Genomic DNA, 22452 nt, shown 5'->3' with positions numbered 1-22452 from the left:
CGCCGCGTACGCTCCCCGACTCTGTACAGCACAGAGGTTAACAAGTCTTTGGAGTAACAAACTAAGTAGCGGGATTCAATGGACTAAACGGTAGCGCTTTGGCTAACGGTCCAGCTTCGGCCGCAATCGTTTTTATACCGCGACGTAGAGCTTGCGGGCCAGGGTTTCGATCTCGCCGCGCAGCGAACCGGCCGAGCCCTTCAGCAAGGCCTCGACATTGCGGCGGGCGGCCTCGCGATCCAGCGACAGCACCATCTGCTTGACCGGGCCGATGCCGGCCGGCGGCATGCTAAGCCCTTCAAATCCAAGGGCGACCAGGGCGAAGGCCTCCAGCGGACGGCCGGCCATTTCTCCGCACACGGACACCGGCGTGCCCGTGTCGGCGCAGGCCTGCTGGATGGTCTTGAGGGCGCGCAGGGCGGCCGGCGACAGCGGGTCGTAGCGGTCCGAGACCTTGGGATTGCCCCGGTCGGCGGCGAACATGTACTGCATCAGGTCGTTGGTGCCGACCGAAACGAAGTCGGTCATCGGCAACAGCGCGTCCAAATGCCACAGCAGCGACGGGGCCTCGATCATGGCCCCGACGTCCAGGCGCGACGGCGCGGGGCGGCCGCGCTTCAGGGCCCAGGCGACTTCCTGGTCGACGAACGACCGCGCGGCGCGGAACTCGTCGACATTGGCCACCAGCGGGAACATCACCTTCAGCGGCCGGCCGGCGGCGGCCTTGACCAGGGCGCGGATCTGCATGCGCAGCAGGGCGGGACGGTCCAGGCCCATGCGCACGGCGCGCCAGCCCAGGGCCGGATTGTCCTCGCGCTCCAGCTCCATGTACGGCAGCAGCTTGTCGCCGCCCAGGTCCAGGGTGCGGAAGGTCACCGGCATGCCGTCGGCGGCCTCCAGCACCTTTTCGTACAGCGACGTCTGGGCCTCCAGGCGCGGCAGCTCCTCGGCGACCATGAACTGGAACTCGGTGCGGAACAGGCCGATGCCCTCGGCCCCCGTCTCGGCCAGGATGTCGAGGTCGACGGCCAGGCCGGCGTTCATCAGGAGGGTGATCTTGGCCCCATCCTTGGTGATCGGCGGGGTGTCGCGCAGGCGGGCGAACTCGGCCTTGCGCTGGGCGCGGACCTCCATCCGGACCCGCAGCGCCTTGACGACGTCGGGACGCGGCCGCAGCCAGGCTTCCTGCGTCTCGGCGTCGACGACCACGGGGTCGCCCTCACTGACCCGGTCGCGCAGGCCGGTCAGGCGGCCGACGCACGGGATGTCCAGCGCCCGGGCCACGATGCCGGCGTGGCTGGCGGCGCTACCCTCCTCAAGCAGGATGCCCTTCAACTTGGTGCGGTCGTATTCCAAGAGGTCCGCGGGGCCGAGGTTGCGGGCGATCAGGATGGCGTCGTCGGGCAGCTGGCGCACGGCGTGGACGTCGCCCGACAGGTGGCGCAGCAGCCGGTCGTTCAGGTCTTCCAGATCGTGCAGCCGCTCGCGCAGATAGGGATCGCGCGCCTGGCCCAGGCGGGCGCGGTGCTCGGAGCGGACGCGCTCGACGGCGGCCTCGGCGGTCAGACCCGAGCGCACGGCCTCCTGCAGACCCCGGTTCCAGCCCCGGTCGTGGGCGAACAGGCGATAGGTCTCCAGCACTTCGTAGCTGGCGCCGACCAGGCCGTGCTGGCCCTCCAGCATCTCGTCGATCTGGGTCTGCAGCGCCTCGATGGCGTAGGTGAGCCGGGCTTCCTCGGCCAGGGCGTCGTCGGACAGCAGGGTCTCGGGGGCGACCGGCTGCTCGTGCAACACGGCGACGCCGTAGGCCAGGCCCTCGGCGAAGCGCGAGCCCTTCAGCCGCTCGGGCTTATGCGGGGCCAGCTCGACGTCCTTGAGCTCGTCGGCGCCCAAGAGCTCGCTGGAGCTGACCATCTCGGCCAGCACCATGGCGATGATCTGGAGGTCCTCGACCTCCTCCTCGTCATAGTTCCGCTCGGTGCGGTTCTGGACGACCAGCACGCCGATCGCCCGCCCGCCCCGCAGCAGCGGCACGGCCAGGAAGGCGTGGTAGGGATCTTCGCCGGTTTCCGGGCGGTACGAGAACTGCGGGTGGCTGGCGGCGTCGGACAGGTTCAACGGCCGGCCCAGGCGCATGGTCTCGCCGACTAGGCCCTCGCCCGGCTTCATGCGGGTGACGTGGACGGCCTCGCGCGACAGGCCCTCGGTGGCGAACAGTTCCAGATCGCCCGAGGCGCGGCGCAGATAGATTGAGCAGACTTCCGCCACCATCGAGATGGCGATGGTGCGCACCACCATGTCGAGCTTGGCCTGGGCGGGACCGCCGCCGGCCATGGCCTCGCGAATCTGCCGCAGCAGACTGCGTGGTCCCCGAACGGCGATGCCGGATGCCGCCAAAAGCGCGCTCCCTAACCCGAGGGACGGCTTGTAGCCCAGCTTGACGCGCCAGGGGTTAAGGACCGTCCCATCCTCTACATGGGGGCTATAGCAGTTTTCGCCCGCAAGAAAGCGACCAGGATCAACCGAACAGCGATTAGGTGCGCCGGCACGAAAAAGCGCCGCCCCCGGTGGGGGACGGCGCAGGGAACACGCTGGGGGAGGGATCAGGACTCCAGCGAGGAAACGGGTCGCTTAGCGGCGATAGCCGTAGTCGTAGCGGTTGCCGTAGCGATCGTAGGCGTAGCGGTTGTTCTGGTAGCCACGGTCGTAGGCGTAGCGGTTATCGCGGTAGCCGTTGTCGTAGTAGCGGCTCTGGTCGTAGCGCGGGGCGGTCCGGTACGAGCGGCTATAGCGACGGTCGTACTTGTCCTTGGCCGTCGTGGCGCCCAGGGCCGCGCCGGCGACCGCGCCGATGGCGACCGCGTCGGTCTTGCCATCACCGATGGCCGCGCCGGCCACGCCGCCGATCAGGGCGCCGATGATGGCGCGCTCGGTCTTCTCGCCGGCGAAGGCGGTCGAGGCGGGGACGATCAGCGCGCCAGCGACGGTCGCGGCGATCGCGGTCTTGGTGAACTTGCCGATGGTCTTCATGGCAGGGCTCCAATCTCTGAAAGCGTCGCCCCCTTCTTTCTCGGAATGAGATGGGCGGCGCTGTTGGAGACCTTTGTAGAGGGGCCCGCCTGAACCTGATTTGAACCGCGCCGTTCAGGTTCGCGTCATGTTGAGAAAAAGTTTTGGGGGCCATTCTCCTCCCCGCTTCCCCGGCGAAAGCCGGGGAAACCGACCAGGGTTAGGCCAGATCCACCCTCGGCCGGTGCAGCCGCACCGACCACATCACCCCCGCCAGCATCAAGGCGATGGCCGCCGCTTCCAGGCCGCGCGGCCAGCGGCCTTCGTGCAGGAAGCCGTACAGCAGGGCGAACAGGGTCTCGAACACGATCAGCTGGCCCGACAGGCTGAGCGGCAGGTAGCGGCTGGCGGCGTTCCACAGGCCGTTGCCGATCACCGAGGCGCCGATCGCCACGGCGAAGCTGACCGTCCAGAACCAGCCCCAGGCCGCGGGCGCGTGGACCTCGCCGCCCAGCAGGAAGGCCGGGACGACCAGCAGCAGGGACAACAGCCCCGTGGCCAGGCCCGTCAGCAGCGACCACTCATGGCTGGTGAACTTGGGCGTGGCGGCCAGGCGGCGGGCGTTCCAGACCGCGTAGACGGTCCAGACGGTCAGGGCCAGCAGCGCGCCCAGCAGGCCGACCACCTGCTTGCCGATTCCGACGCCTTGGCTCTGCGTGAACACCGAGACGTTGATGCAGACCCCGCCGGCCACGATCAGGGACAGCGGCAGGGCCAGTTGGCGGAGCGGAACCCCCTTCCCCCGCTTTGCGCCCATCAGGGTCACGGTCACCGGCAGCAAGCCGATGATCAGCGACGCCAGCGCGACACCCGACGTCTGCACCGCGACCGACAGGCCGACATAGTAGATCAGGTTGCCCAGCAGGCTCAGCAGGAAGAGGTCGCGCCAGTCGCGGCCGTCCATCTTCTTCATCACCGTCCGCCAGGTCGGGACCAGCAGCACCGCCGAGGCCAGGCCGTAGGCGATGTAGCGCCCCGCCGTCATCTGCAGCGGCGTGAACGCGTGGAGCAGCTTCGGCGCCAGGAACACCCCGCCCCAGAACGCGCCGGCGACCAGACCGCACAGCAGGCCGAGAAGGAGATTGCGGGAGGTGTTCATGGGCCTCGCTTAGCACCGCCTGGGCAGGGCGGCTTGGCGAAAGCTCCCGGAGGTTTGGAAGATCCTCCCCCAGGGGGGAGGTGTCGGCTCGTAGAGACGACGGAGGGGGAAGAGGCAAGCGCTCCAACGCTTCCCCCACCGGCGCTTCGCGCCACCTCCCCCGCTAGGGGGAGGATTGGTTCTTCCGCCACGCCCCTGGCGTCACGCCCAGGCTCGCCTTCATCCGCTTGGTCAGGCCGCTCTGGTCGCCGTGGCCGGTGCGAACGGCGATCTCGGCGATCGAGAGGGCGGTGTCCGACAGCAGCCGCTGCGCCGCCCGCAACCGAGCGTCCGACAGCGCGCCGTGCGGTGTGGTCCCGTAGACCTCCGAGAACCGCGCGAAGAAGCGGCTCTGGCTCATGCCGGCCTCGGCGGCGAGGTCGCGGACGGTCAACGGCTGATCGAAGCGGGCCTCGATCAGCGCCGCGGCGCGGGCCAGGCGCAGATCGACATGGATCGGAGCCGCCGAGAGGCCGCGCAGCAGCAGTGGGGCCCACAGGCTGGCCACGCCCGTCTCGATCGCACCGGGCGCCTCGCTCCCCTTGCTGCTTAGGGCCAGGTAGTCCAGCAGGCCGCGCACCGCGCCGGTGACCGGAGCGAACGGCCGCTCGCGCAGGGCTTCGAACGGCCGCATCAGCGCCCCGCCGATGTCGGCGACGACGAACAGGTTCTCGCCCGAGGCGGCGAAGGCGTGGCGGGCGCCGGGCGGGACCACCGCCGCGCGGCCGGGGTCGACCCGGCCGCCCTTGCCGTCGATCTCCATCTCCAGCACGCCCCGGCGCGGCAGCACGATCTGGTCGAAGGCGTGGGCGTGCGGCGGCGCGTCCTGGCCATAGCGGCGGAACGACAGTTCGGCGGGCGCGGAGAGAGGGTCACCCATGGAGTGACCCTATCCTAATCCGACCTTCCCGGCGAAAGCCGGGATCCAGATCTCGAGCGCCAGGCTGATTGGAAAGGCGAAGCGCCCATAGACCCCACCCCAGCGCGCTTCCATCTGGGCCCCGGCTTTCGCCAGGGAGACGGATGTAGGACTTGATCAGCCGTGCCCCGGCAGGGCCAGGGGTTCGCTGGCGTCCTGGACCAGGCGGCGGGCCTGTTCGAGGGCGGCGTTGATGTCGCTTTCGATGAACTCGATCTCGAGATCGGTCAGCGGGTGCGGGGCCGCGATGGTGCCGCGCAGATATTCACGGCGCTCGGGCTCGCTCATCGACCACCAGCCGACGGTGTGGCCTTCCTCGATGACCGCGTCGCCCATGGCCAAGAGGTCGTCGGTGTCGAAGATCGGCTGGCCGATCTTTTCCGGGAAGCGCAGTTCGGCGTCGTGGACCACGCGGTCCAGGCGCTTGAGCAGGGCCGCCAGCCACGGGCTGACCAGCAGCGGCTTTTCGTAGCCGTCGCCGAACTTGGCCCGCAGCAGCAGGTCGAACAGCACCTTGAGCCCCTCGTCGCCCTGGAAGGTGACGCTGTTGGCCTCGGGATCGAACTTGAAGACGTCGGGCATGGGTCTCTCGGAAACGGACGACGCTTCCATAACGTCCGAACGCGACGTTTTCATCTACGCCGTCATCCCGGCTTTCGCCGGGACGACGAGGTTGGATCAGAGCTGGTCCAGGCCGTACACCGCGTGCAGGGCGCGGACGGCCAGTTCGGTATAGGCCGCGTCGATCAGGACCGAGATCTTGATCTCCGAGGTCGAGATGACCTGGATGTTGATGTTCTTCTCGGCCAGGGCCGCGAACATCGACTGGGCGACGCCGGCGTGGCTGCGCATGCCCACCCCGATCACCGAGACCTTGGAGACGTCCTCGTCGACGGCGACGTCCTCGAAGCCGATCTCCTTCTGGGCGGCGCGGACGATCTCGACGGCGCGGGCGGCGTCACGCTTGCCGACCGTGAACTCCATGTTGGCGGTGTCCGCGCTGCGGGCGCGCGACTGCACGATCATGTCGACGTTCACATTGGCGTCGGCCAGGCGACCGAAGATCTGCGAGGACACGCCCGGATGGTCGGGCAGGCCCAGCAGGGTGATCTTGGCTTCGTCGCGGCTGTAGGCGACGCCCGAGACGATGCGCTTTTCCATGATTTCTTCCTCGTCGCAGACGATCGTACCTTGTCCGGGCGCTTCACCCGGCTCGACGAAACTCGACAGCACCCGCACCGGGACGCGATGGGCCATGGCCATCTCGACCGAGCGGGTCTGCAGCACCTTGGCCCCCAGCGAGGCCATTTCAAGCATCTCTTCGTAGCTGATCTTGGCCAGGCGCTTGGCCTTGCTCTCGATCCGCGGGTCAGTGGTGTAGACCCCGTCCACGTCCGTGTAGATGTCGCACGCGCCCTTGACGGCGGCGGCGATGGCCACGGCGGAGGTGTCCGAGCCGCCCCGGCCCAGGGTGGTGATCCGCTGCTTGGTCGTCACGCCCTGGAAGCCGGCGATGACGGCGATCTCGCCGTTCGCGAAGCATTCGTCCAGGTTCGCCGAGGGGATTTCCTCGATGCGGGCGCGGCCGTGGGCCTCGTCCGTGATGATCGGCACCTGCCAACCCAGGAACGAGCGGGCCTTGTGGCCCATGTTGCGCAGGGTCATGGCCAGGAGCCCGGCCGTGACCTGCTCGCCCGAGGCGACGACGGCGTCGTACTCGTCATCCGATTCCGGAAGACCCTGAGCCGCGCGTCCCGCGCCATCCGTCCAGGCGACCAGCTCGTTGGTCTTGCCCGACATGGCCGACACGACCACCGCCACCTGCTTGCCGGTCGCCACCTCGGCGGCGACCAGGCGCGCCACACGGCGGATGCGCTCCAGGTCGGCCACCGACGTGCCGCCGAACTTCATCACCAGACGTGACACGTCCTTGGTACCTCGACACTTGGTTATTTCTTGCGCCCGCGCGGCCGGATCGCTCCCCCTCGCGCAAGCTCGGGCCTTCTAGCGGGGCGATGGCGCAACGGCAATGTCGCGGCGGTGTCTTTTTTCTCCGATCATGGCGCGAAAAACTCGGCGTGGTAGACACACCACATGACCCAAAGCGACGCCGCCCCCTCCTGGAGCATCGACCCCGCCGACGTGGCGCGGTTTTCGGCCATCGCCGCCGAATGGTGGGATCCCAAGGGCAAGTTCGCGCCGCTGCACGTGTTCAATCCCTGCCGGCTGGCCTTCATTCGCGAACAGGCGCTGGCGCGGTTCGACCGCGACGCCAACGCTCGCGCGCCGTTCGAGGGGCTGACCCTGCTGGACATCGGCTGCGGCGGCGGCCTGCTGAGCGAGCCGATGGCGCGGCTGGGCTTCGAGGTCACCGCCATCGACGCCTCCGAGAAGAACATCAAGACCGCCGCGACCCACGCGGACGAGCAGGGCCTGTCGATCGGCTACCGCCCCGCCACCGCCGAGCAGCTGCTGGCCGAGGGCGCGGGGCCGTTCGACGTGGTGCTGACCATGGAGGTCATCGAGCACGTCGCCGATCCGGGCGAATTCCTGCGCACCTGCTCCAAGCTGCTCAAGCCCGGCGGCCTGATGATCGTCGCCACCCTGAACCGCACCCTGAAGGCCCTGGCCCTGGCCAAGATCGGGGCCGAATACGTGCTGCGCTGGGTGCCGCCGGGCACCCACGACTGGAACCAGTTCCTCAAGCCCGAGGAGCTGCGGGCCTTCCTGAGCGCCGAGCCCGTCCAGATACAGGGCCCGTTCGGCGTGGCCTACAACCCGCTGACCGGCCGCTGGAGCCGGTCCAGCGACGCCGACATCAACTACATGATGACCGTCACCAAGGACTGACCAAGGGTTGTAAAGGTCAAGATTCGGGAACTTAGCGCCAGCGCGAGCTTTTGTTTGCGCAGGGACAAGAACCTGGATTGGCGACCCGGTGTCGGGGGTCGGCCGTCGATCCGTTCGAGTGGGAACGGAGAGAAACCATGACTTCCAAGACCTTGGCCGCCGTCCTGGCCGCCACCGTGGCGTGCGGCGCGGTCGCCCCCGCCTTCGCTCAGGACTCGGCCTATCAGCAGAGCCTGCGCAACTACGACGACCAGCGCGCCAACTATTACGAGCGGGTGGCCGAGTATCAGGACCGCCAAGCGGCCTACGAGCGCGACCGCGCCAACTACATTCGCAATCGCGACGACTATGACCGCCGCTACGGCCGGGGCGCCTATGACCGCCGCTATCCGAGCTACAGCGAGCGCTACCGCACGGCCCAGTATCGCGACAGCGCCGCCTATTATAGCGAACAGGCCGACTTCGAGCGGGCCCGCGCCAACTACGAGCGCGCCCGCTACGACTACGACCGCCGCAACGGCGACGGCGCCTATGACCGCCGCCATCCCAGCGAGGCCGACCGCTTCCGCGCCAGCGGCGTTAGCTACGCCAGCGGCTACGACGCCGGCCGCGACCAGTGGCAGCGTGACCGCGACCGCTACCAGGCCGCCCGCGACGCCTATGACCGCCGCCACGGCTACGGCGCGTACGACCGCCGCTATCCGGGCGAGGCCAGCCGCTACGCCGCGCCCTATGCCGGCGCCTACAGCATCGACACCAGCGCCAACGTCAACTACCCGAACGACTGCCGCCAGGACGCCAAGCGCAACGCCACCGTCGGCGGCGTGATCGGGGCCCTGGCCGGGGCGGCCCTGGGCTCGAACGTCGCCGCCCGCAACGCCCGTCCGGAAGGCACCGTGCTGGGCGCCCTGGTCGGGGCCGGCGTCGGCGCCGCCGTCGGCAACGCCTCGGCCAAGTGCGACACGCGCGGCGCCTACTACAGCTACGACCAGACCCAGCCCTATCGCTACGCCGACGGTCGCTACGCCGAGGCGAGCGAGCGCTGCCGCCTGGCCCCGGCCCCGACCGAGTACAACGGCCGGACCGAGACCCGTTACGTGCGCGTCTGCCCTGACGCCGACGGCCGCTATCGCGTCGAAGGCTGATCCCGCTCGCGAGCGGATCGCCCTGTGCAGCTGATGGTCGAGTTTCCGACTTTATGGAAACCGGCCGTCAGCTTGGGCGTTTAGGTCGTGAGGGATCTAAACAAGAAACTGATATCGGAGAGCCCGCCATGCGCGCCCGCCTGAAAGCTATCGTCCTGGCCACCGTCGTCGGCTTCACCGCCAGCAGCGTGGTCGTCACCGCCGCCGACGCGCAGTCGCGCGGTCGCTATCGCGTCCTGGTCTGCAACAAGTCCAAGGCCAAGAACGGCGCCATCATCGGCGGCCTCGGCGGCGCCCTGCTGGGCAACACCGTCGCCGGTCACGGCAACAAGACCGAAGGCACGCTGCTGGGCGGCGCCGTCGGCGCCGTCGCCGGTCACGAGATCGGCAAGGGCAAGAAGAAGTGCCACTACGAGTACCGCTACCGGTAACGGCTAGCGCGTCTTCGAAAGCCAAAAGGGCGGCGGATCCCAAGGGTCCGCCGCCCTTCGCGTGTCAGCATCACGCCGCGGCGATCCTGGCCACGAAATCCCGATAGGTGTGCAGCGGCCGCCCCAGGATCTGGACGAGACGTTCGACGTCGCCCGCCTCGGGGACCATGCCGTCGCTGACATAGCGCTCGGCCATCAGCCGCATCTCGTAGGCCATCCAGCGGGGCATGAAGCCGGCCATGGTCTGCTCGAAGGCGGCGGGATCGTCGCCGCCATAGATGACAGGACGGCCCAGGACATCCGAGCAGAGGGCGGCCGCGTCCGCGCCGGTCAGGGTCTGGGGCCCGACCAGATTGATCGTCTCGACCGGCGTTCCGAGCGGCGCCCCCGCCCGGCGGATCAGCTCGATCGCCGCGACCTCGGCGATGTCGCGCGCATCGACCATGGCCACGCCCTTTCCGCCGATCGGCATGGGGTAGACGCCATGGTTCAGGACCACGTCCTTGATCATCACGTCGTTGTCGATGAAGTAGGCCGGCCTCAGGATGGTGGCGGAAAAGCCCATCTGCTCGATCATGCGCTCGGCGCCGGACTTCACCGCGAAGTGGGGCACGTTCACGAAGCCGTCCGCGTGCAGCACCGACAGGTAGACGACCCGCTGGACGCCGCACTCGCGCGCGATGTTCAGGGCGACCAGCGCCTGGGTGAATTCGTCCCCAGCCACGGCGTTGAGCAGGAACAGCGCGTCGACGCCGGTGAAGGCGGCGCGCAGGGCGTCGACGTCCAGCAGGTCGCCTTTGACCACCTCGACGCCAGCCGGGAAGCTGGCCTTGGCGGGATCGCGGACGAAAGCGCGCACGTCGGCGCCGCGCCGGACGAGCTGTTCGACGACAAGGTGGCCGACACGGCCGGTGGCGCCGGTGACGAGGATGGTCATGGGAAATCTCCGTGGGTTTGAGTGGACGCCTCGGAAATTAATGATCCACACGTGAGCCGATAGACGGTAGATCTGGACGGACTGTCTCACAGGCGGAACACATGGATCTGCTGGCCCTCGCCGACTTCAACCTGGTCGCCCGCCACCAGGGTTTCGGACGCGCCGCCCGGGCCGCGGGTCGCCCGAAGGCGACGCTGTCGCGCCGCGTCGCGGAGCTGGAGGAGGCCCTGGACCTGCGCCTGTTCGAACGGGGCGGCCGGACATTGAAACTGACCGAGGAGGGCCGCGCGCTGCATGCGCGCACGGCGGCGCTGCTGGCCGAATTGGACGAGACGGCCGCCGCGATCGCCTCGGGCGGACACACGCCGCGCGGCCGGCTGCGCATCAGCGCGCCGCTGCTGTTCTCGCAGACTGCTATGGGCAAGCTGGCGGCGGGGTTCGCCGCGCGGTTTCCCGACGTCCGGCTGGAGGTGACGACCGAGGATCGGCCGGTCGACATGATCGAGGAAGCCTACGACCTGGTGATCCGGGTCAATCCGGATCCCGACGAGGCCCTGATCGGCCGGCCCTTCCTGCGCGACCGGCTGGTGGTCGTGGCCAGCCCGGCCGTGGCCAGCCCCTTGACGGTTCGCCCGCGCCCGCCGTGGTTCGCGGGCTCGCCGGGGGCGGCGAGCTGTGGACCGCGGCCGGCGAGCCCTTCGCGGTCGAACCGGTCCTGAGCCTGTCATCGATGATCATGGTGCGCGACGCGGTCCGCGCCGGCGCTGGTGTCGCCCGCCTTCCGATCTCGCTGGTCGGTCGCGACCTGACTCTGGGTCGGCTGGTCGAATGGGGCGACGCGGGCGCGCCGGAGATCGTCCTGTGGGCGCTCTATCCCTCGCGCCGCCTGCTGAGCGCGCGCGTCTCGGCCTTCCTCGACCATCTCAAGGCCGCCTTTCCGACAGGCGCCCCGGATGAACTGGCGGCCTATGTCGACGGCTAGTTCACGTCCGTCTTCTTCGGCGCGGCCGGCGGTAGCGGGGCGACCTTGACCCCGTCCTCGACCAGGGCCTTGACCTCGGTGGGCGAGGCCTCGCCGTAGATGCCGCGTTCCTCGGACTTGCCCTCGTGGATGGCGCGGGCCTCCTTGGCGAAGGCGTCGCCGACATAGTCGAAATTGTCCTCGACGTGGCGACGCACCTCGCCCATCGCCGTCATCATCATCTCGCGCATCTTGGGATCGACGTCAGGCGCCGAACGCTGGGACTTCGTGCCCGCCACGGCCGGGGCCATGATCTGCTTGGAAACGCCACGCGAGCCGCAGACGGGGCATTCGACCAGCCCGCGCGCGGCCTGGTCGTCGTAGTCCGCCGACGAGCCGAACCAGCCCTCGAACGCGTGAGCCGCGTCGCACTGAAGCGCGTACTTGATCATGACACTAAAATGGTGGGTTTCAGGGCCCGACGAAAGGCCGGGCGTTCTTGAGGACGGGGATCGCCGCGCGCGCCTTGCCGGCGGCCGGCAGGTCGAGATCGGCCAACAGCACGCCCGGCTCGTCGTGGTCAAGCTTGCCGATCACCTCGCCCCAGGGGCCGATGGCGATCGAGCGGCCCCAGGTGCCCCGGCCGTCCTCGTGGAAACCACCCTGGGCGGCGGCGATCACGAACGAACCGGTCTCGATGGCGCGGGCCCGCAGCAGCACGTCCCAGTGCGCCTCGCCGGTCGGGCGGGTGAAGGCGGCCGGGACGGTCAGCACCGTGGCCCCGCCCAGGGCCAGGGCCCGGTGCAGGGCCGGAAAGCGCATGTCGTAGCAGATGGTCAGGCCGAAGCGGGCCAGCGGCGTGTCGACCACGACCGCCCGATCGCCGGGCTCATAGGCCGCCGACTCCCGCGCCGTCTCACCCGGCTTTCCGTCTTTTGGGGGCAGGTCGACGTCGAACATGTGCAGCTTGTCGTAGGTCGCCACGATGGCGCCGGTCGGGTCGATCACCACCTGGCGGTTGGCGGCCTTCTCGCCGTCCGCGCGCTTGACCAGGGCCGAGCCGACGTCGATCCAGGTTCCCGTCTCCGCCGCGATCTCGCGCAGGCCGTTGACGACGGGGTCGTCCTCCAGCGTCGTCAGGGCCGGCAGCAGCTTGCTGCGATCCTTCTGGACGACGTTGACGCATTCCGGCGTCAGCACGAATTGCGCTCCGCCCGCGATCGCCTCACGGACCAGCGGCGCGACGTGCGCCAGCGCCGCCGCGTGGGTGGCGGGGGTGCGCGTCTGGATCAGGCCGACCCGCAGGTTCATGCGGTGAGCAGGCCGTCCAGCTTGCCCTCGCGTTCCAGGGCCATCATGTCGTCGCAGCCGCCGATATGCTGGTCGCCGACGAAGATCTGCGGGAAGGTCGTGCGACCCGAGCGGTTCATCATCTCCTGGCGCAGATTGGGATCCATGCCGGCCTCGATCTCGGTGAAGTCGGCGCCCTTCTCGTCCAGCAGGGCCAGGGCGCGGGCGCAATAGCCGCAGAAGGGTCGGGTGTAGATGGTGACGTGGGCCATGGAACCTGAATACCTGATCTCGTGCGTCCTCATATAGGACGCGCTTCGGTTTGTGTAACGCGGGCGACGACCGACAGCGTCACTTCCGCCGCGCCGGCCGCCAGCAGCGCCCGCGTACAGCCCTCGGCCGTGGCTCCGGTGGTCAACACGTCATCAACCAGAACGATCCGCCGTCCGGCGACCTGGCCGCGCCGGGGCTCGGGGACGACGAAGGCGGCCGCCACGTTGCGCCGCCGGCCCGAGGCCGACTTGCCGCCCTGGCTGGCGGTGTCGCGCTTCCTGACCAAGGCGTCGGGAAGATAGGCCAGTCCCGCCGCCCGGGCCAGCGGCCGGGCGATCTCGGCCGCCTGGTTATAGCGGCGGCGCAGCAGCCGGGCGCGGTGGACCGGCACGGGCACCACGGCGTCCGCCGCGTCCAGCAGCGGCGCGGCAGCCCGCGACAGCCAGCGGGCGAACAGGCCGGCCAGCTCGGGCCGGTCGGCGTGCTTGAGCTTCAGGACCAGATCGCGCGAATGCTCGTCATAGACGCAGGCGGCGCGGGCCCGCGCGAACGCCCGGGGCCTGGCCAGGCAGGCCGGACAGCGCGCCGCGTCGGCATAGGCCATGGCCAGGCCACAGCCGTCGCAGACCGGGTCGTCCAGGAAGGCCACCTTGGAAAAGGCCGCCGCCGTCAGCCCGCCGCTCAGCGCCGCCGCCCCGTCCAGGCTGGACGGCGGCAGCAGCAGATCCAGCAGGCCCCGCCCCCACGCGCGCCAAACCGGCCCCATAAGGAGCGGATCCGCTTTCCATCCCGGTCCGGAATCGCCATGTTCCGCGCGCAATGACCGCCTCGCCCCTGCTCTTCGACCGCGCCCTGCATCGCGCCCGTCTCGACCGCGCCGCGCGCGACTTCGCGTCCGCCGACTTCCTCAAGGCCCGCGCGGCCCAGGACGTGGTCATGCGGCTGGAGACGATCCTGCGACGCTTTCCGGTCGCCGTCGACCTCGGAGCCAGAAACGGACATTTTTTCAAGACCTTGGCCGACAGCGACGCCCGCGCCAACATCGACACGCTGATCGAGGCCGACCTGTCGGGGCGGATGCTGGGCGGCCGTGACGGCTTGCGCGTCGTCGCCGACGAGGAACGCCTGCCGTTCGGCGACGCGACCCTGGATCTCGTCACCTCGACCCTGTCGCTGCACTGGACCAACGACCTGGTCGGGGCCCTGATCCAGATCCGCCGAGCGCTGCGGCCTGACGGCCTGTTCGTCGGGGCGATCTTCGGCGGGGCCACCCTGACCGAGCTGCGCCAGAGCCTGCTGGCCGCCGAAGCCGAGCTGTCGGACGGGGCGTCGATGCGGGTCTCGCCGTTCGCCGACGCCATCGACGCGGCGGGCCTGCTGCAACGGGCCGGCTTCGCCCTGCCCGTCGCCGACGTCGACCGGGTGAAGGTGCGCTACGCCCATCCGCTCAAGCTGCTGCAGGATCTGCGGGCCATGGGCGAGACCAGCGTGCTGCTGGACCGCTCGCGCAAGCCGCTGAGCCGCAAGGTGCTGTTCCGGGCGATGGAGCTCTATGCCGAGCGCTTCGCCGAGGCCGACGGCAGGGTCCCGGCCACATTCGAGATCGTCTCGGTCACCGGCTGGGCGCCGCACGACAGCCAGCAGAAGCCGCTAAGGCCCGGCTCGGCCAAGATGCGCCTGGCCGACGCGCTGGGGACGACGGAGCAGCCGACGGGTGACAAGGCGGGGTGAGGATTGGGCGGGGTCGATAGCTACCTCGCTCCTATCACCGCTCATCCCCGCGAAAGGGGGAGCCCAGCCCTACGCCCCCACGGTCGTCGAGATCTTCTCGAACGTCCGGCCAAGGCCGCCGGTCAGGGCCGACATGGCCGCAACCACGACCAGCACGATCAGGGCGATGATCAAGCCCAGCTCGACGGCCGTGGCGCCGCGGTCGTCGCGCCAGAAGGTCTTCAGAGCAGGTCGCGCAGCCAGGCGACCAGCGGCTCGTCGGCGGGCGGCATCGGATAGTCCCCGAGCTTGTCCGGTTTCACCCATGCCAGCGCCTCATGCTCCTTGCGCGTCACCTGGCCCTCCCAGCGACGCAGCAGATACAGTGGCATCAGGAGGTGAAAGGACTCGTAAGCGTGCGACGCGAACACGAACGGGGCGAGGCACGCCTGGGCGACGGTGATTCCCAGCTCCTCGTGCAGCTCGCGGATCAGGCACTGCTCGGGCGTCTCGCCGGGCTCGACCTTGCCGCCCGGAAACTCCCACAGCCCGGCCAGTTGCTTGCCCTGGGGGCGCTGGCAGATCAGCACCCGCCCGTCGACATCGATCAGGGCGGCGGCGACGACGAGGACGATAGGCTTGGTCATGGGACGGGTGTGGCGTGGCGACGGGACGCGGTCAATCCCGACCGGCCGGCGGAGCGACGCCGCCCAACCTCCGCCTTATTTACACGCGTAACTCTGCCCACACCTGGGAGGAACATCATGCATAAGACATTCGCCATGCTGGCCGCCGGCGCGGCCCTGCTCGCCGCCGCCCCGGCCTTCGCCCAAGTCTCCGTTTCGGCCGCCCGACCGCCGTCCTGACCGACTACATGCAACTGCTGAAGACGCCCGACGGCTGGAAGATCGTGCACAAGATCTTCGACGTGGCCCCGAAGGCCAAGCCGGCGTCCTAGGTCGGCGCTCCAGATCCTCCCCCGCAGCGCGGGGGAGCATCAATTCCCGCGTTCCTTGACTTTTGCACTGCAACAAGCGATATGACCCTCGCGCTGCAAAGCGCTATCGGTGCTCCAGCCGCGTGAGGGTCCGTTTTCGGACCAGCCTGTCGAGCGCCCTGAAGAGCTTCTCATTAGAGAGCCCGTGCACGCGGGGCGCTCCCCCGACCGACTAGCCGAGGGGCCAGCCGTGCGAGGACGCATGGGCTGCATTCGGCGCATGATTAAGACAAACACTCGTGACTCAATTTTCCGACCTTGGCCTGGCCAAGCCGCTGCTGAAGGCGCTTGCTGAAAAGGGCTACAAGGAACCGACGCCGATCCAGGCCCAGGCCATCCCGGTGGTGCTGCAAGGCAAGGATCTGCTGGGCATCGCCCAGACGGGCACCGGCAAGACCGCCGCCTTCGCCCTGCCCATCCTTCAGCGCCTGGCCGAAGACCGTAAGCCGGCTCCGCGCCGCGGCTTCCGCTGCCTGGTGCTGTCGCCGACCCGCGAACTGGCGACCCAGATCGCCGAGAACTTCAAGGCCTACGCCGTCCACATGGGCCTGTCGGTCCACACCATCTATGGCGGCGTCAAGTACGGCCCGCAGATGAAGGCCCTGGCCGGCGGCATCGACGTCCTGGTCGCCACGCCCGGCCGCCTGATGGACCACATGGCCGAGAAGTCGGCCATCGTCTCGGGCACCGAGATCTTCGTGCTCGACGAAGCCGACCAGATGCTGGACCTGGGCTTCGTGGTGCCGATCCGCAAGATCGCCAGCCAGCTGACCAAGAACCGCCAGAACCTGTTCTTCTCGGCCACCATGCCCAGCGAGATCGGCAAGCTGGCCGGTGAGCTGCTGAAGGACCCGGTGCAGGTGTCGGTGGCCCCGCAGGCCACCACCGTCGAGCGCATCGACCAGCGCGTGCTGTTCATCGAGGCCCAGCGCAAGCGTCCGCTGCTGGCCGAACTGTTCGCCGACAGCAGCTTCAGCCGCACCATCGTCTTCACCCGCACCAAGCGCGGCGCCGACCGGGTGGCCAAGTACCTGAACGCCGCCGGCGTCGAGGCCGCCTCGATCCACGGCGACAAGACCCAGGGCCAGCGCGAGCGCGCCCTGGCCGCCTTCAAGGCCGGCGAGATGCGGGCCCTGGTGGCGACCGACATCGCCGCGCGCGGCATCGACGTCAACGACGTCAGCCACGTCATCAACTACGAGCTGCCCAACGTGCCGGAGGCCTATGTCCACCGGATCGGCCGCACCGCCCGCAAGGGCAAGGACGGCATCGCCATCAGCTTCTGCGCCGATGACGAGCGCAACCTGCTGAAGGACATCCAGAAGGCCACCCGCCAGACGATCCCGGCCTTCGACCGCCGCAACGACAAGCAGCTGGCGGCCGCCGCGGCCGTCGCCGACAAGCTGGTCCCGGCCGAGAAGTACGTCGATCCCCGCAAGGCCGACCCGCGCAACGACGTGCCGTCCGAGCTGCGCCGCAAGCGCAACCGCAACGGCAATCGCAATGGCGGCGGCGGTCGCTCCGAGGGCGGACAAAAGGCGCAAGGCCAGGGCCAGCAGCGCCAAGGCCAGGGCCGCAATGGCGGCCAGGGTCGTGGTCAAGGTCCGGGTCAAGGCCAGGGCAAGAAGGCCGGAGGTCCCCAGAACGAGTTCCGGGGTCCCAAGCGCCCGGCCGCCGCGCCCGAAAAGCGCTGGTCGCCGGTCGACTAAGGCCAAGGAATACAAAGAGTTGAAGAAAACGGGGCGGCGAAAGCCGCCTCGTTCGCGTTCTGCGTCCTTTCGCTACAGCGCAGCTTGTGTCCGCGTCCGCTATAAGATCACCTTCCTAAGGGGCCGGTCCCTCGACCGGATGGGGAACTGAAGCGATGGGCGACGGCAAACCGCGCGCCACGCCTGTTCTGACGCGACTCGCCGACGGCGAGATGGCTGGACGCGTCCGTGCGTTCGACTGGTCGACGACTCCGCTGGGATCGATGGACGATTGGTCGCCGGCCCTGCGGCTGGCCACCGACATGATCCTGGCCACCAGCTTCCCCATGGCCCTGCGCTGGGGGCCCGAGCTGGTCCTGATCTACAACGACGCCTACAGCCCGGCCCTGCGCGAGGACCATCCCCAGGCCCTGGGCATGCGGTTCAGCGACAACGCCCAGGCGCTGCAGGCCTCGCTCCGCGCCCCGCATGACGACATACTGTCGGGGGCTAGCGGCGGCTTCGCCTTCGAGCGGCTGCCCCTGAAGGTGTCCCGCGGCGGCGGGATCGAGACGGGCTATTTCACCGTCCGCTACAGCCCCATGCCCGACCCGACAACGCCCAGCGGCGTGGGCGGCGTCATGATCACCGCCGTCGAGATCTCGCAGTCGGTGGCCGACCAGAAGGCCCTGCGCACTACCCAGGAGCGCTACGAGATGGCGCGCGAGGCCGCCGGCGTGGTCGGAGCCTGGCAGTGGGATCTCAAGGCCAACAAGGTCTATGCCGACGCCCGCTACGCCGAGCTGCACAATGTCGCGCCCGAGCTGGCCGGGGCCGGCCTGCCCGCCCAAAGCTATACGCCCGCCGTTCATCCCGAGGATCGCGACAAGGTCCGCGCCGTCGCGCTGAAGGCGGCCCGCGCGGGCGGCGAGTTCTCGCACGAGTACCGGTTGCTGCAGGCGGATGGCTCGGTGCGCTGGATCTACACGCGCGGGCGGGCCTATCTGGACGAGAACGGCCAACCCGACCGCAACGCCGGCGTCATCGTCGACATCACCGAGCGCAAGCAGGTCGAGGCCGACCTCGCCGCCGCGCGCCTCGACCTCGACCTGGCCGCCCAGGCCGCCGGCATGGGCCGCTGGGACCACAAGCCTCACCTGGGCCAGCGTTACTGGGACGATCGCGCCCGCCGGATCTTCGGCCTGACACTGGACGAGGCGCCCTCGCAGGACACATTCGAGCGCCTGCTGCATCCCGACGACGTGCCGGGGTGCGCGCCGCCGTGGCCGCCGCGACCGACCCGGCCGGCACGGGCGCGATCAACATGGAGTACCGCATCCATCGCGCCGACGACGGCGCCTTGCGCTGGGTCGAGACCTTCGGCCGGGCCTTCTTCGAGGGCGACCGCTGCGTGCGCTTCATGGGCGTGGTCTCGGACGTCACCGAGCGGCGCGAGACCGTCGATCACCTCTTGCGCCAGGAAGAGACCCTGCGTCTGGCCATCGACGCCGGCGACGTCGGCACCTGGAGCCTCGATCTCGACACCGGCGAGGTGATCTGGTCCGACCGCTGCTACGCCATGTTCGGCGTCAAGCCAGACGAGTCGCTGGACGCCGAGCGTTTCATCGCCCGGGTGCATCCCGCCGACCGGACCCGGCTCATCGAGGCCATGCGCCTGGCCCAGGATCCCGACGTCCGCGCCGACTACGCGATCGAGTTCCGGGTCATCGCCGACGACCATGGCGAGCGCTGGGTCGGCGTGCGGGGCAAGGTGTTCTTCGGCGACGACGGCAAGGCGCATCGCTTCGTCGGCGCCGTGGTCAACATCACCGACCGCAAGCGCGCCGAACTGCACCTACGGCTGCTGGTCAACGAGCTGAACCACCGCGTCAAGAACAGCCTGGCCACCATCCAGGCCATCGCCGCCCAGAGCTTCACCGGCGAGCGGGCCCTGGACCAGGCGCAGGAGGCCTTCTCCAACCGCATCGTCGCCCTGGCCGAGGCCCACGACCTGCTGACCCGCGAGAACTGGGAGGGCGCGGACCTGCACGAGGTGACCATGCGCCTGGCCGACCTGCATGGCGGCCAGTCCCGTTTCGAGCTGTCCGGCCCGGCCGTCCGCCTGTCGCCCAAGACGGCCCTGTCGCTGTCGATGGCCCTGCACGAGCTGGCCACCAACGCCATGAAGTACGGCGCCCTGTCGGGCCCCGAGGGTCGCGTCCGCATCGCCTGGGAGCTGGTCCCGGAGTCCGGCCCTGCGCGTCTGGACCTGACCTGGACCGAGCAGGGCGGCCCGCCCGTCAAGCCGCCATCCGACCGCGGCTTCGGCTCGCGTCTGATCGAACGCGGGCTGGCGGCGGAGCTGTCGGGCTCGGCGGCCATCGACTTCCATCCCGATGGCGTGGTCTGCCGGATACGGGCGCTGCTGGAAGCTTGAGAGCCGATCCACATTCAGCTTTGACCTACCCAAAACCCGCTCTCCCCGGCGAAAGCCGGGGCCCGGATCGAACCCACGGGCCTCCACCGAGATGGCGAGGTGAAAAGGCGCGTCAGCCCCAGCCTCTCTGGATGAATCTGGGCCCCGGCTTTCGCCGGGGAGACGGAGAATAAGGATGGCTCTACAGGAATGCTGAAAGTCGATCGGCCCTAGCTCGCCGCCCGCAGCGCGCTGGCGATCTGCTCGTCGGTCCGCCGCAGGGCCATCATCACCGCTCCGGCCACGATCAGCGGCGGCAGCGCCCAGACGAACCAGCCGGCCACGGCCAGGGCCGTCGCGCCGCCGATCATCAGGGCCACGAACAGCTCGGCCAGGGCCGCCAGGAACGAGCCGGACTTGCGGCGGCGGAAGTCGGCGCGCTTGCCGGGCCTCTGATGCCAGATGCCGATCAGCCCGGCGCTCCAGGCCGTCAGGCCCGCGCCGATCGCGGTCCACAGGGCCGCCAGCGGCGCGAAAGCGGCCAGCACCGCGATCGGGACCGCCAGCAGCACGGCGACCGGGATCAGGGCGGCGGTCAGCTTGGCCCGGCTCAGCACGCCCATCGGCGCCGGCGCGACGGCCAGCAGGTCGGGCGTGTCCTCGGCCGAGACGGTGATCCAGACCAGGCTGCCGGCGACCTGGCCGGCCAGGAAGGTCACGGCCGCCGCTGGCCCCGCCAGGGCCCAGGCCGGCAGGTGGGCGGCGGTCCGCGACATGATGAAGGCCATCGGCAGCAGATAGAGCACGCGCAGCAGCACCTGCGACTGCAGGGCCGCGTCGCGGCCGATCAGGCGCAGCTCCTTGCGGACCGTGGCCCGGAACGGACCGGCTGCGAAGGCGCGACTTGAGGCGGGTCCTCTGGACGCCTTGCGGGTCTCGGCGCCTTGGGTGGCCGCGGCCGCGTCGGCGAAGCGCCTCCCCAGCACGCTGGCGGCCAGGAGGAAGATCCCCGCCCCGATCGCCACTAGCACCAGCAGCGGAACCGGCTGGCCCAGCGCCGCGCGCAGCGGCCAGTCGGCGAAGGGCGGCAGGACCAGGCGGCCGTCGCGCACGTCCAGGGCGATGCGGGCGAACAGACTCTGGCTGGCCTGCTCGCCCATCAGGTTGCGGTACTGGCTGGCCAGGAAGAACGCCGCGCCGATCAGGGCGGCCAGCACCTGGGCCACGGTGCGCGTGCGACGCGGACCGATCAGGGCGAACAGGGCCATGGCCAGCAGCAGGCCGATCCCGGACGCCCCCAGGGCGGCGGCGGCCAGCACGACGAACACGCTGGCCCAGGCCCAATGCCCCAGGATGATCGACGGCGTCAGCAGCAGCACCGCCGGCGCCATGAAGAAGAGACCCGCGTTGACCGCCAGGCCCAGGGCCCGGACGAACAGCACCTTGCGCGGCGCCAGGGGCGAGGAGAACAGCAGGTCCAGGTCGCCCCGCTCGTAGAGCGCGTCCGCCGAGCCGGCCAGGGTCGTCGACAGCATCAGGGTCAGGATCACCGCCAGGATCAGGTCGGCGATGACCACGGCCATCGGGACGAGCGGGACCTGAACCCCGCGCAGCGCCAGCCCCATGATGATCCCGCCAATCAGGATCACGCCGGCCAGGATCGCGAAGGCGATGAGCGCGCCCCCGCCCCTGGACTTGCGGCCGGCCTTGAACCCGCGCCAGGCCAGGCGCAGCTCGTGGGCCAGAAGCCAGGGCGTGCTGGCGGGTCGGAACGGCAGGCTCACGACGTCACCTTCTCGGGCGCCTCGGTCGTCAGCTGCAGGAAGACGTCCTCCAGGGTGCCGCCGCCGCTGGATTGGGCGCCGGCCTTGCCGCGCAGCTCGTCCAGCGTGCCCTCGGCCAGCAGGCGGCCGCCGGCGATGATGCCGATGCGGTCGGCCATGCGCTCGGCGACCTCCAGGATGTGGGTGGTCAGGATCACGGTGCCGCCGGCGTCGACGCGGGCCTGCAGCATGTCCTTGACCAGCCGCGCGGCGGCCGCATCCAGGCCGGTCAGCGGCTCGTCCAGGATCAGCAGCTTGGGGTCGTGGATCAGCGCCCCAGCCAGGGCGACCTTCTGCTTCATGCCGCGCGAGAAGCCCTCGCAGCGTCGCCGCGCCTCGTCCGCCAGGCCCAGGGTGGCCAGCAGGTCCTCGGCCTTGGCCTTGGCGGCCTTCGGCTCGATGTTCCAGAGGCCGGCGACGAACTCCAGATATTCCAGCGGCGTCAGCTTGTCGTAGATCATCGCCTCGTCGGGCGCCCAGGCCAGCAGGGCCTTGGCGGCGGCCGGGTCCTTGCGGGCGTCGACGCCGAAGATCTCGACCGCGCCGCTGTCGGGCTGGGTCAGGCCCGCGACCATCCGCAGGGTGGTGGTCTTGCCCGCCCCGTTGGGCCCCAGCAACGCATAGAGCTCGCCGGCATGGACCGTCAGGTCGAGGTCCGACACCGCGGGCTTGGCGAACGTCTTGTTCAACCCGCGAACGATCAAGGCTTCCGTCAAACCCGCCCCCGAAACCCGCATTCAAGACACTGTCACGCGGGGGATGTGACCGTGATCGCGGGGGCGTGGCAAGGGCGCTTCTCGCCCTC

24 protein-coding genes are annotated in these 22452 nt (G+C 69.6%); 9 read left to right on the top strand and 15 right to left on the bottom strand.

Going from position 1 to position 22452, the window contains the following annotated elements; all coding sequences use genetic code 11:
• Positions 1-132: 132 nt before the first annotated feature.
• The 6 genes from ptsP to MZV50_RS05870 form a co-directional block, all read right to left on the bottom strand.
• Positions 133-2397, bottom strand: a complete 2265-nt coding sequence (gene ptsP / locus MZV50_RS05895) for a phosphoenolpyruvate--protein phosphotransferase (RefSeq protein WP_252633488.1) — start codon at positions 2395-2397, stop codon at positions 133-135.
• Between the two features lie 234 nt (positions 2398-2631).
• Positions 2632-3030: a glycine zipper 2TM domain-containing protein gene (locus MZV50_RS05890; protein ID WP_252633487.1), complete on the bottom strand. Its 399-nt coding sequence runs from the start codon at positions 3028-3030 to the stop codon at positions 2632-2634.
• A 199-nt stretch (positions 3031-3229) separates the two neighbouring features.
• Positions 3230-4168 (bottom strand): DMT family transporter, encoded by a 939-nt coding sequence (locus MZV50_RS05885; RefSeq protein WP_252633486.1) that lies wholly within the window; start codon positions 4166-4168, stop codon positions 3230-3232.
• 163 nt (positions 4169-4331) lie between these two features.
• Complete coding sequence (locus tag MZV50_RS05880) at positions 4332-5087, bottom strand: AraC family transcriptional regulator (RefSeq protein ID WP_252633485.1); 756 nt, start codon at positions 5085-5087, stop codon at positions 4332-4334.
• Positions 5088-5243: 156 nt separating this feature from the next.
• Positions 5244-5708 (bottom strand): hypothetical protein, encoded by a 465-nt coding sequence (locus tag MZV50_RS05875; RefSeq protein WP_252633484.1) that lies wholly within the window; start codon positions 5706-5708, stop codon positions 5244-5246.
• 96 nt (positions 5709-5804) lie between these two features.
• Complete coding sequence (locus MZV50_RS05870) at positions 5805-7052, bottom strand: aspartate kinase (protein ID WP_252633483.1); 1248 nt, start codon at positions 7050-7052, stop codon at positions 5805-5807.
• 168 nt (positions 7053-7220) lie between these two features.
• On the opposite strand from MZV50_RS05870, the gene ubiG reads away from it, so the two are divergent.
• From ubiG to MZV50_RS05855, 3 genes are all read left to right on the top strand, one after another.
• Positions 7221-7976 carry a bifunctional 2-polyprenyl-6-hydroxyphenol methylase/3-demethylubiquinol 3-O-methyltransferase UbiG gene (gene ubiG / locus MZV50_RS05865; protein WP_252633482.1) on the top strand — a complete coding sequence of 252 codons (756 nt, stop codon included), beginning with the start codon at positions 7221-7223 and terminating at the stop codon, positions 7974-7976.
• Between the two features lie 137 nt (positions 7977-8113).
• Positions 8114-9121, top strand: a complete 1008-nt coding sequence (locus MZV50_RS05860) for a glycine zipper 2TM domain-containing protein (RefSeq protein WP_252633481.1) — start codon at positions 8114-8116, stop codon at positions 9119-9121.
• 128 nt (positions 9122-9249) lie between these two features.
• Positions 9250-9552, top strand: a complete 303-nt coding sequence (locus tag MZV50_RS05855; RefSeq protein ID WP_252633480.1) for a glycine zipper 2TM domain-containing protein — start codon at positions 9250-9252, stop codon at positions 9550-9552.
• Between the two features lie 70 nt (positions 9553-9622).
• On the opposite strand, the gene MZV50_RS05850 is transcribed toward MZV50_RS05855, so the two are convergent.
• Entirely contained in the window at positions 9623-10489 is an 867-nt protein-coding gene (locus tag MZV50_RS05850; protein ID WP_252633479.1) for an SDR family oxidoreductase, read from the bottom strand.
• Positions 10490-10590: 101 nt separating this feature from the next.
• On the opposite strand from MZV50_RS05850, the gene MZV50_RS05845 reads away from it, so the two are divergent.
• Both MZV50_RS05845 and MZV50_RS05840 read left to right on the top strand, forming a co-directional pair.
• Positions 10591-11208 (top strand): LysR family transcriptional regulator, encoded by a 618-nt coding sequence (locus MZV50_RS05845; RefSeq protein WP_252633478.1) that lies wholly within the window; start codon positions 10591-10593, stop codon positions 11206-11208.
• An 11-nt stretch (positions 11209-11219) separates the two neighbouring features.
• Entirely contained in the window at positions 11220-11471 is a 252-nt protein-coding gene (locus tag MZV50_RS05840; protein ID WP_252633477.1) for a LysR substrate-binding domain-containing protein, read from the top strand.
• On the opposite strand, the gene MZV50_RS05835 is transcribed toward MZV50_RS05840, so the two are convergent.
• Genes MZV50_RS05835 through MZV50_RS05820 form a run of 4 tightly spaced genes read right to left on the bottom strand, consistent with a single transcriptional unit; the run spans position 11468 to position 13833 of the window.
• Positions 11468-11902 carry a DUF1178 family protein gene (locus tag MZV50_RS05835; protein ID WP_252633476.1) on the bottom strand — a complete coding sequence of 145 codons (435 nt, stop codon included), beginning with the start codon at positions 11900-11902 and terminating at the stop codon, positions 11468-11470. The two genes, MZV50_RS05840 and MZV50_RS05835, sit on opposite strands and share 4 nt — an antisense overlap.
• Positions 11903-11921: 19 nt before the next feature.
• A complete protein-coding gene (locus MZV50_RS05830; protein WP_252633475.1) occupies positions 11922-12761 on the bottom strand; it encodes a carbon-nitrogen hydrolase family protein in 840 nt (279 codons plus the stop codon).
• Complete coding sequence (gene grxC, locus MZV50_RS05825) at positions 12758-13012, bottom strand: glutaredoxin 3 (RefSeq protein ID WP_252633474.1); 255 nt, start codon at positions 13010-13012, stop codon at positions 12758-12760. The genes MZV50_RS05830 and grxC overlap by 4 nt, the downstream gene beginning before the upstream one ends.
• Before the next feature lie 29 nt (positions 13013-13041).
• Complete coding sequence (locus MZV50_RS05820) at positions 13042-13833, bottom strand: ComF family protein (RefSeq protein WP_252633473.1); 792 nt, start codon at positions 13831-13833, stop codon at positions 13042-13044.
• Here MZV50_RS05820 and MZV50_RS05815 point away from each other — a divergent pair.
• Complete coding sequence (locus tag MZV50_RS05815) at positions 13833-14744, top strand: methyltransferase domain-containing protein (protein WP_252633472.1); 912 nt, start codon at positions 13833-13835, stop codon at positions 14742-14744. The genes MZV50_RS05820 and MZV50_RS05815 overlap by 1 nt on opposite strands.
• 69 nt (positions 14745-14813) lie before the next feature.
• On the opposite strand, the gene MZV50_RS26670 is transcribed toward MZV50_RS05815, so the two are convergent.
• On the bottom strand, positions 14814-14918 hold the full coding sequence (locus MZV50_RS26670) for a hypothetical protein (protein ID WP_252633471.1): 105 nt from the start codon (positions 14916-14918) through the stop codon (positions 14814-14816).
• A gap of 47 nt (positions 14919-14965) precedes the next feature.
• A complete protein-coding gene (gene mutT, locus MZV50_RS05805; protein ID WP_252633470.1) occupies positions 14966-15370 on the bottom strand; it encodes an 8-oxo-dGTP diphosphatase MutT in 405 nt (134 codons plus the stop codon).
• Positions 15371-15959: 589 nt separating this feature from the next.
• Here mutT and MZV50_RS05800 point away from each other — a divergent pair.
• The 3 genes from MZV50_RS05800 to MZV50_RS05790 all read left to right on the top strand — a co-directional run bounded on the left by MZV50_RS05800 (position 15960) and on the right by MZV50_RS05790 (position 19845).
• Positions 15960-17429 (top strand): DEAD/DEAH box helicase, encoded by a 1470-nt coding sequence (locus MZV50_RS05800; protein ID WP_252633469.1) that lies wholly within the window; start codon positions 15960-15962, stop codon positions 17427-17429.
• A 155-nt stretch (positions 17430-17584) separates the two neighbouring features.
• The gene (locus MZV50_RS05795) at positions 17585-18964 is read left to right on the top strand and encodes a PAS domain-containing protein (RefSeq protein WP_252633468.1); all 1380 of its coding nucleotides are present in this window, start codon (positions 17585-17587) and stop codon (positions 18962-18964) included.
• On the top strand, positions 18880-19845 hold the full coding sequence (locus MZV50_RS05790) for a sensor histidine kinase (protein ID WP_252635190.1): 966 nt from the start codon (positions 18880-18882) through the stop codon (positions 19843-19845). Before MZV50_RS05795 ends, MZV50_RS05790 begins: the two co-directional genes overlap by 85 nt.
• A gap of 209 nt (positions 19846-20054) precedes the next feature.
• Here MZV50_RS05790 and MZV50_RS05785 read toward each other — a convergent pair whose 3' ends face one another.
• Complete coding sequence (locus tag MZV50_RS05785) at positions 20055-21608, bottom strand: hypothetical protein (RefSeq protein ID WP_252633467.1); 1554 nt, start codon at positions 21606-21608, stop codon at positions 20055-20057.
• Positions 21605-22384 carry an ABC transporter ATP-binding protein gene (locus MZV50_RS05780; protein ID WP_252633466.1) on the bottom strand — a complete coding sequence of 260 codons (780 nt, stop codon included), beginning with the start codon at positions 22382-22384 and terminating at the stop codon, positions 21605-21607. Before MZV50_RS05780 ends, MZV50_RS05785 begins: the two co-directional genes overlap by 4 nt.
• Positions 22385-22452 lie beyond the last annotated feature (68 nt).

It is taken from the genome of Caulobacter segnis (genome assembly GCF_023935105.1).
GTDB lineage: Bacteria > Pseudomonadota > Alphaproteobacteria > Caulobacterales > Caulobacteraceae > Caulobacter > Caulobacter segnis_B.
The sequence above is the reverse complement of the archived record's forward strand: the minus strand, read 5'-3'. Positions and strand labels throughout refer to the sequence as shown.

What these genes read in the sequence shown, in the direction of transcription:
- MZV50_RS05890 (WP_252633487.1), bottom strand. Translation starts at nt 3,030, where the DNA reads ATGAAGACCATCGGCAAGTTCACCAAGACCGCGATCGCCGCGACCGTC.
- MZV50_RS05885 (WP_252633486.1), bottom strand. Translation starts at nt 4,168, where the DNA reads ATGAACACCTCCCGCAATCTCCTTCTCGGCCTGCTGTGCGGTCTGGTC.
- MZV50_RS05880 (WP_252633485.1), bottom strand. Translation starts at nt 5,087, where the DNA reads ATGGGTGACCCTCTCTCCGCGCCCGCCGAACTGTCGTTCCGCCGCTAT.
- MZV50_RS05875 (WP_252633484.1), bottom strand. Translation starts at nt 5,708, where the DNA reads ATGCCCGACGTCTTCAAGTTCGATCCCGAGGCCAACAGCGTCACCTTC.
- ubiG (WP_252633482.1), top strand. Translation starts at nt 7,221, where the DNA reads ATGACCCAAAGCGACGCCGCCCCCTCCTGGAGCATCGACCCCGCCGAC.
- MZV50_RS05860 (WP_252633481.1), top strand. Translation starts at nt 8,114, where the DNA reads ATGACTTCCAAGACCTTGGCCGCCGTCCTGGCCGCCACCGTGGCGTGC.
- MZV50_RS05855 (WP_252633480.1), top strand. Translation starts at nt 9,250, where the DNA reads ATGCGCGCCCGCCTGAAAGCTATCGTCCTGGCCACCGTCGTCGGCTTC.
- MZV50_RS05850 (WP_252633479.1), bottom strand. Translation starts at nt 10,489, where the DNA reads ATGACCATCCTCGTCACCGGCGCCACCGGCCGTGTCGGCCACCTTGTC.
- MZV50_RS05845 (WP_252633478.1), top strand. Translation starts at nt 10,591, where the DNA reads ATGGATCTGCTGGCCCTCGCCGACTTCAACCTGGTCGCCCGCCACCAG.
- MZV50_RS05840 (WP_252633477.1), top strand. Translation starts at nt 11,220, where the DNA reads ATGATCATGGTGCGCGACGCGGTCCGCGCCGGCGCTGGTGTCGCCCGC.
- MZV50_RS05835 (WP_252633476.1), bottom strand. Translation starts at nt 11,902, where the DNA reads ATGATCAAGTACGCGCTTCAGTGCGACGCGGCTCACGCGTTCGAGGGC.
- MZV50_RS05830 (WP_252633475.1), bottom strand. Translation starts at nt 12,761, where the DNA reads ATGAACCTGCGGGTCGGCCTGATCCAGACGCGCACCCCCGCCACCCAC.
- grxC (WP_252633474.1), bottom strand. Translation starts at nt 13,012, where the DNA reads ATGGCCCACGTCACCATCTACACCCGACCCTTCTGCGGCTATTGCGCC.
- MZV50_RS05815 (WP_252633472.1), top strand. Translation starts at nt 13,833, where the DNA reads ATGACCGCCTCGCCCCTGCTCTTCGACCGCGCCCTGCATCGCGCCCGT.
- mutT (WP_252633470.1), bottom strand. Translation starts at nt 15,370, where the DNA reads ATGACCAAGCCTATCGTCCTCGTCGTCGCCGCCGCCCTGATCGATGTC.
- MZV50_RS05795 (WP_252633468.1), top strand. Translation starts at nt 17,585, where the DNA reads ATGGGCGACGGCAAACCGCGCGCCACGCCTGTTCTGACGCGACTCGCC.
- MZV50_RS05780 (WP_252633466.1), bottom strand. Translation starts at nt 22,384, where the DNA reads ATGCGGGTTTCGGGGGCGGGTTTGACGGAAGCCTTGATCGTTCGCGGG.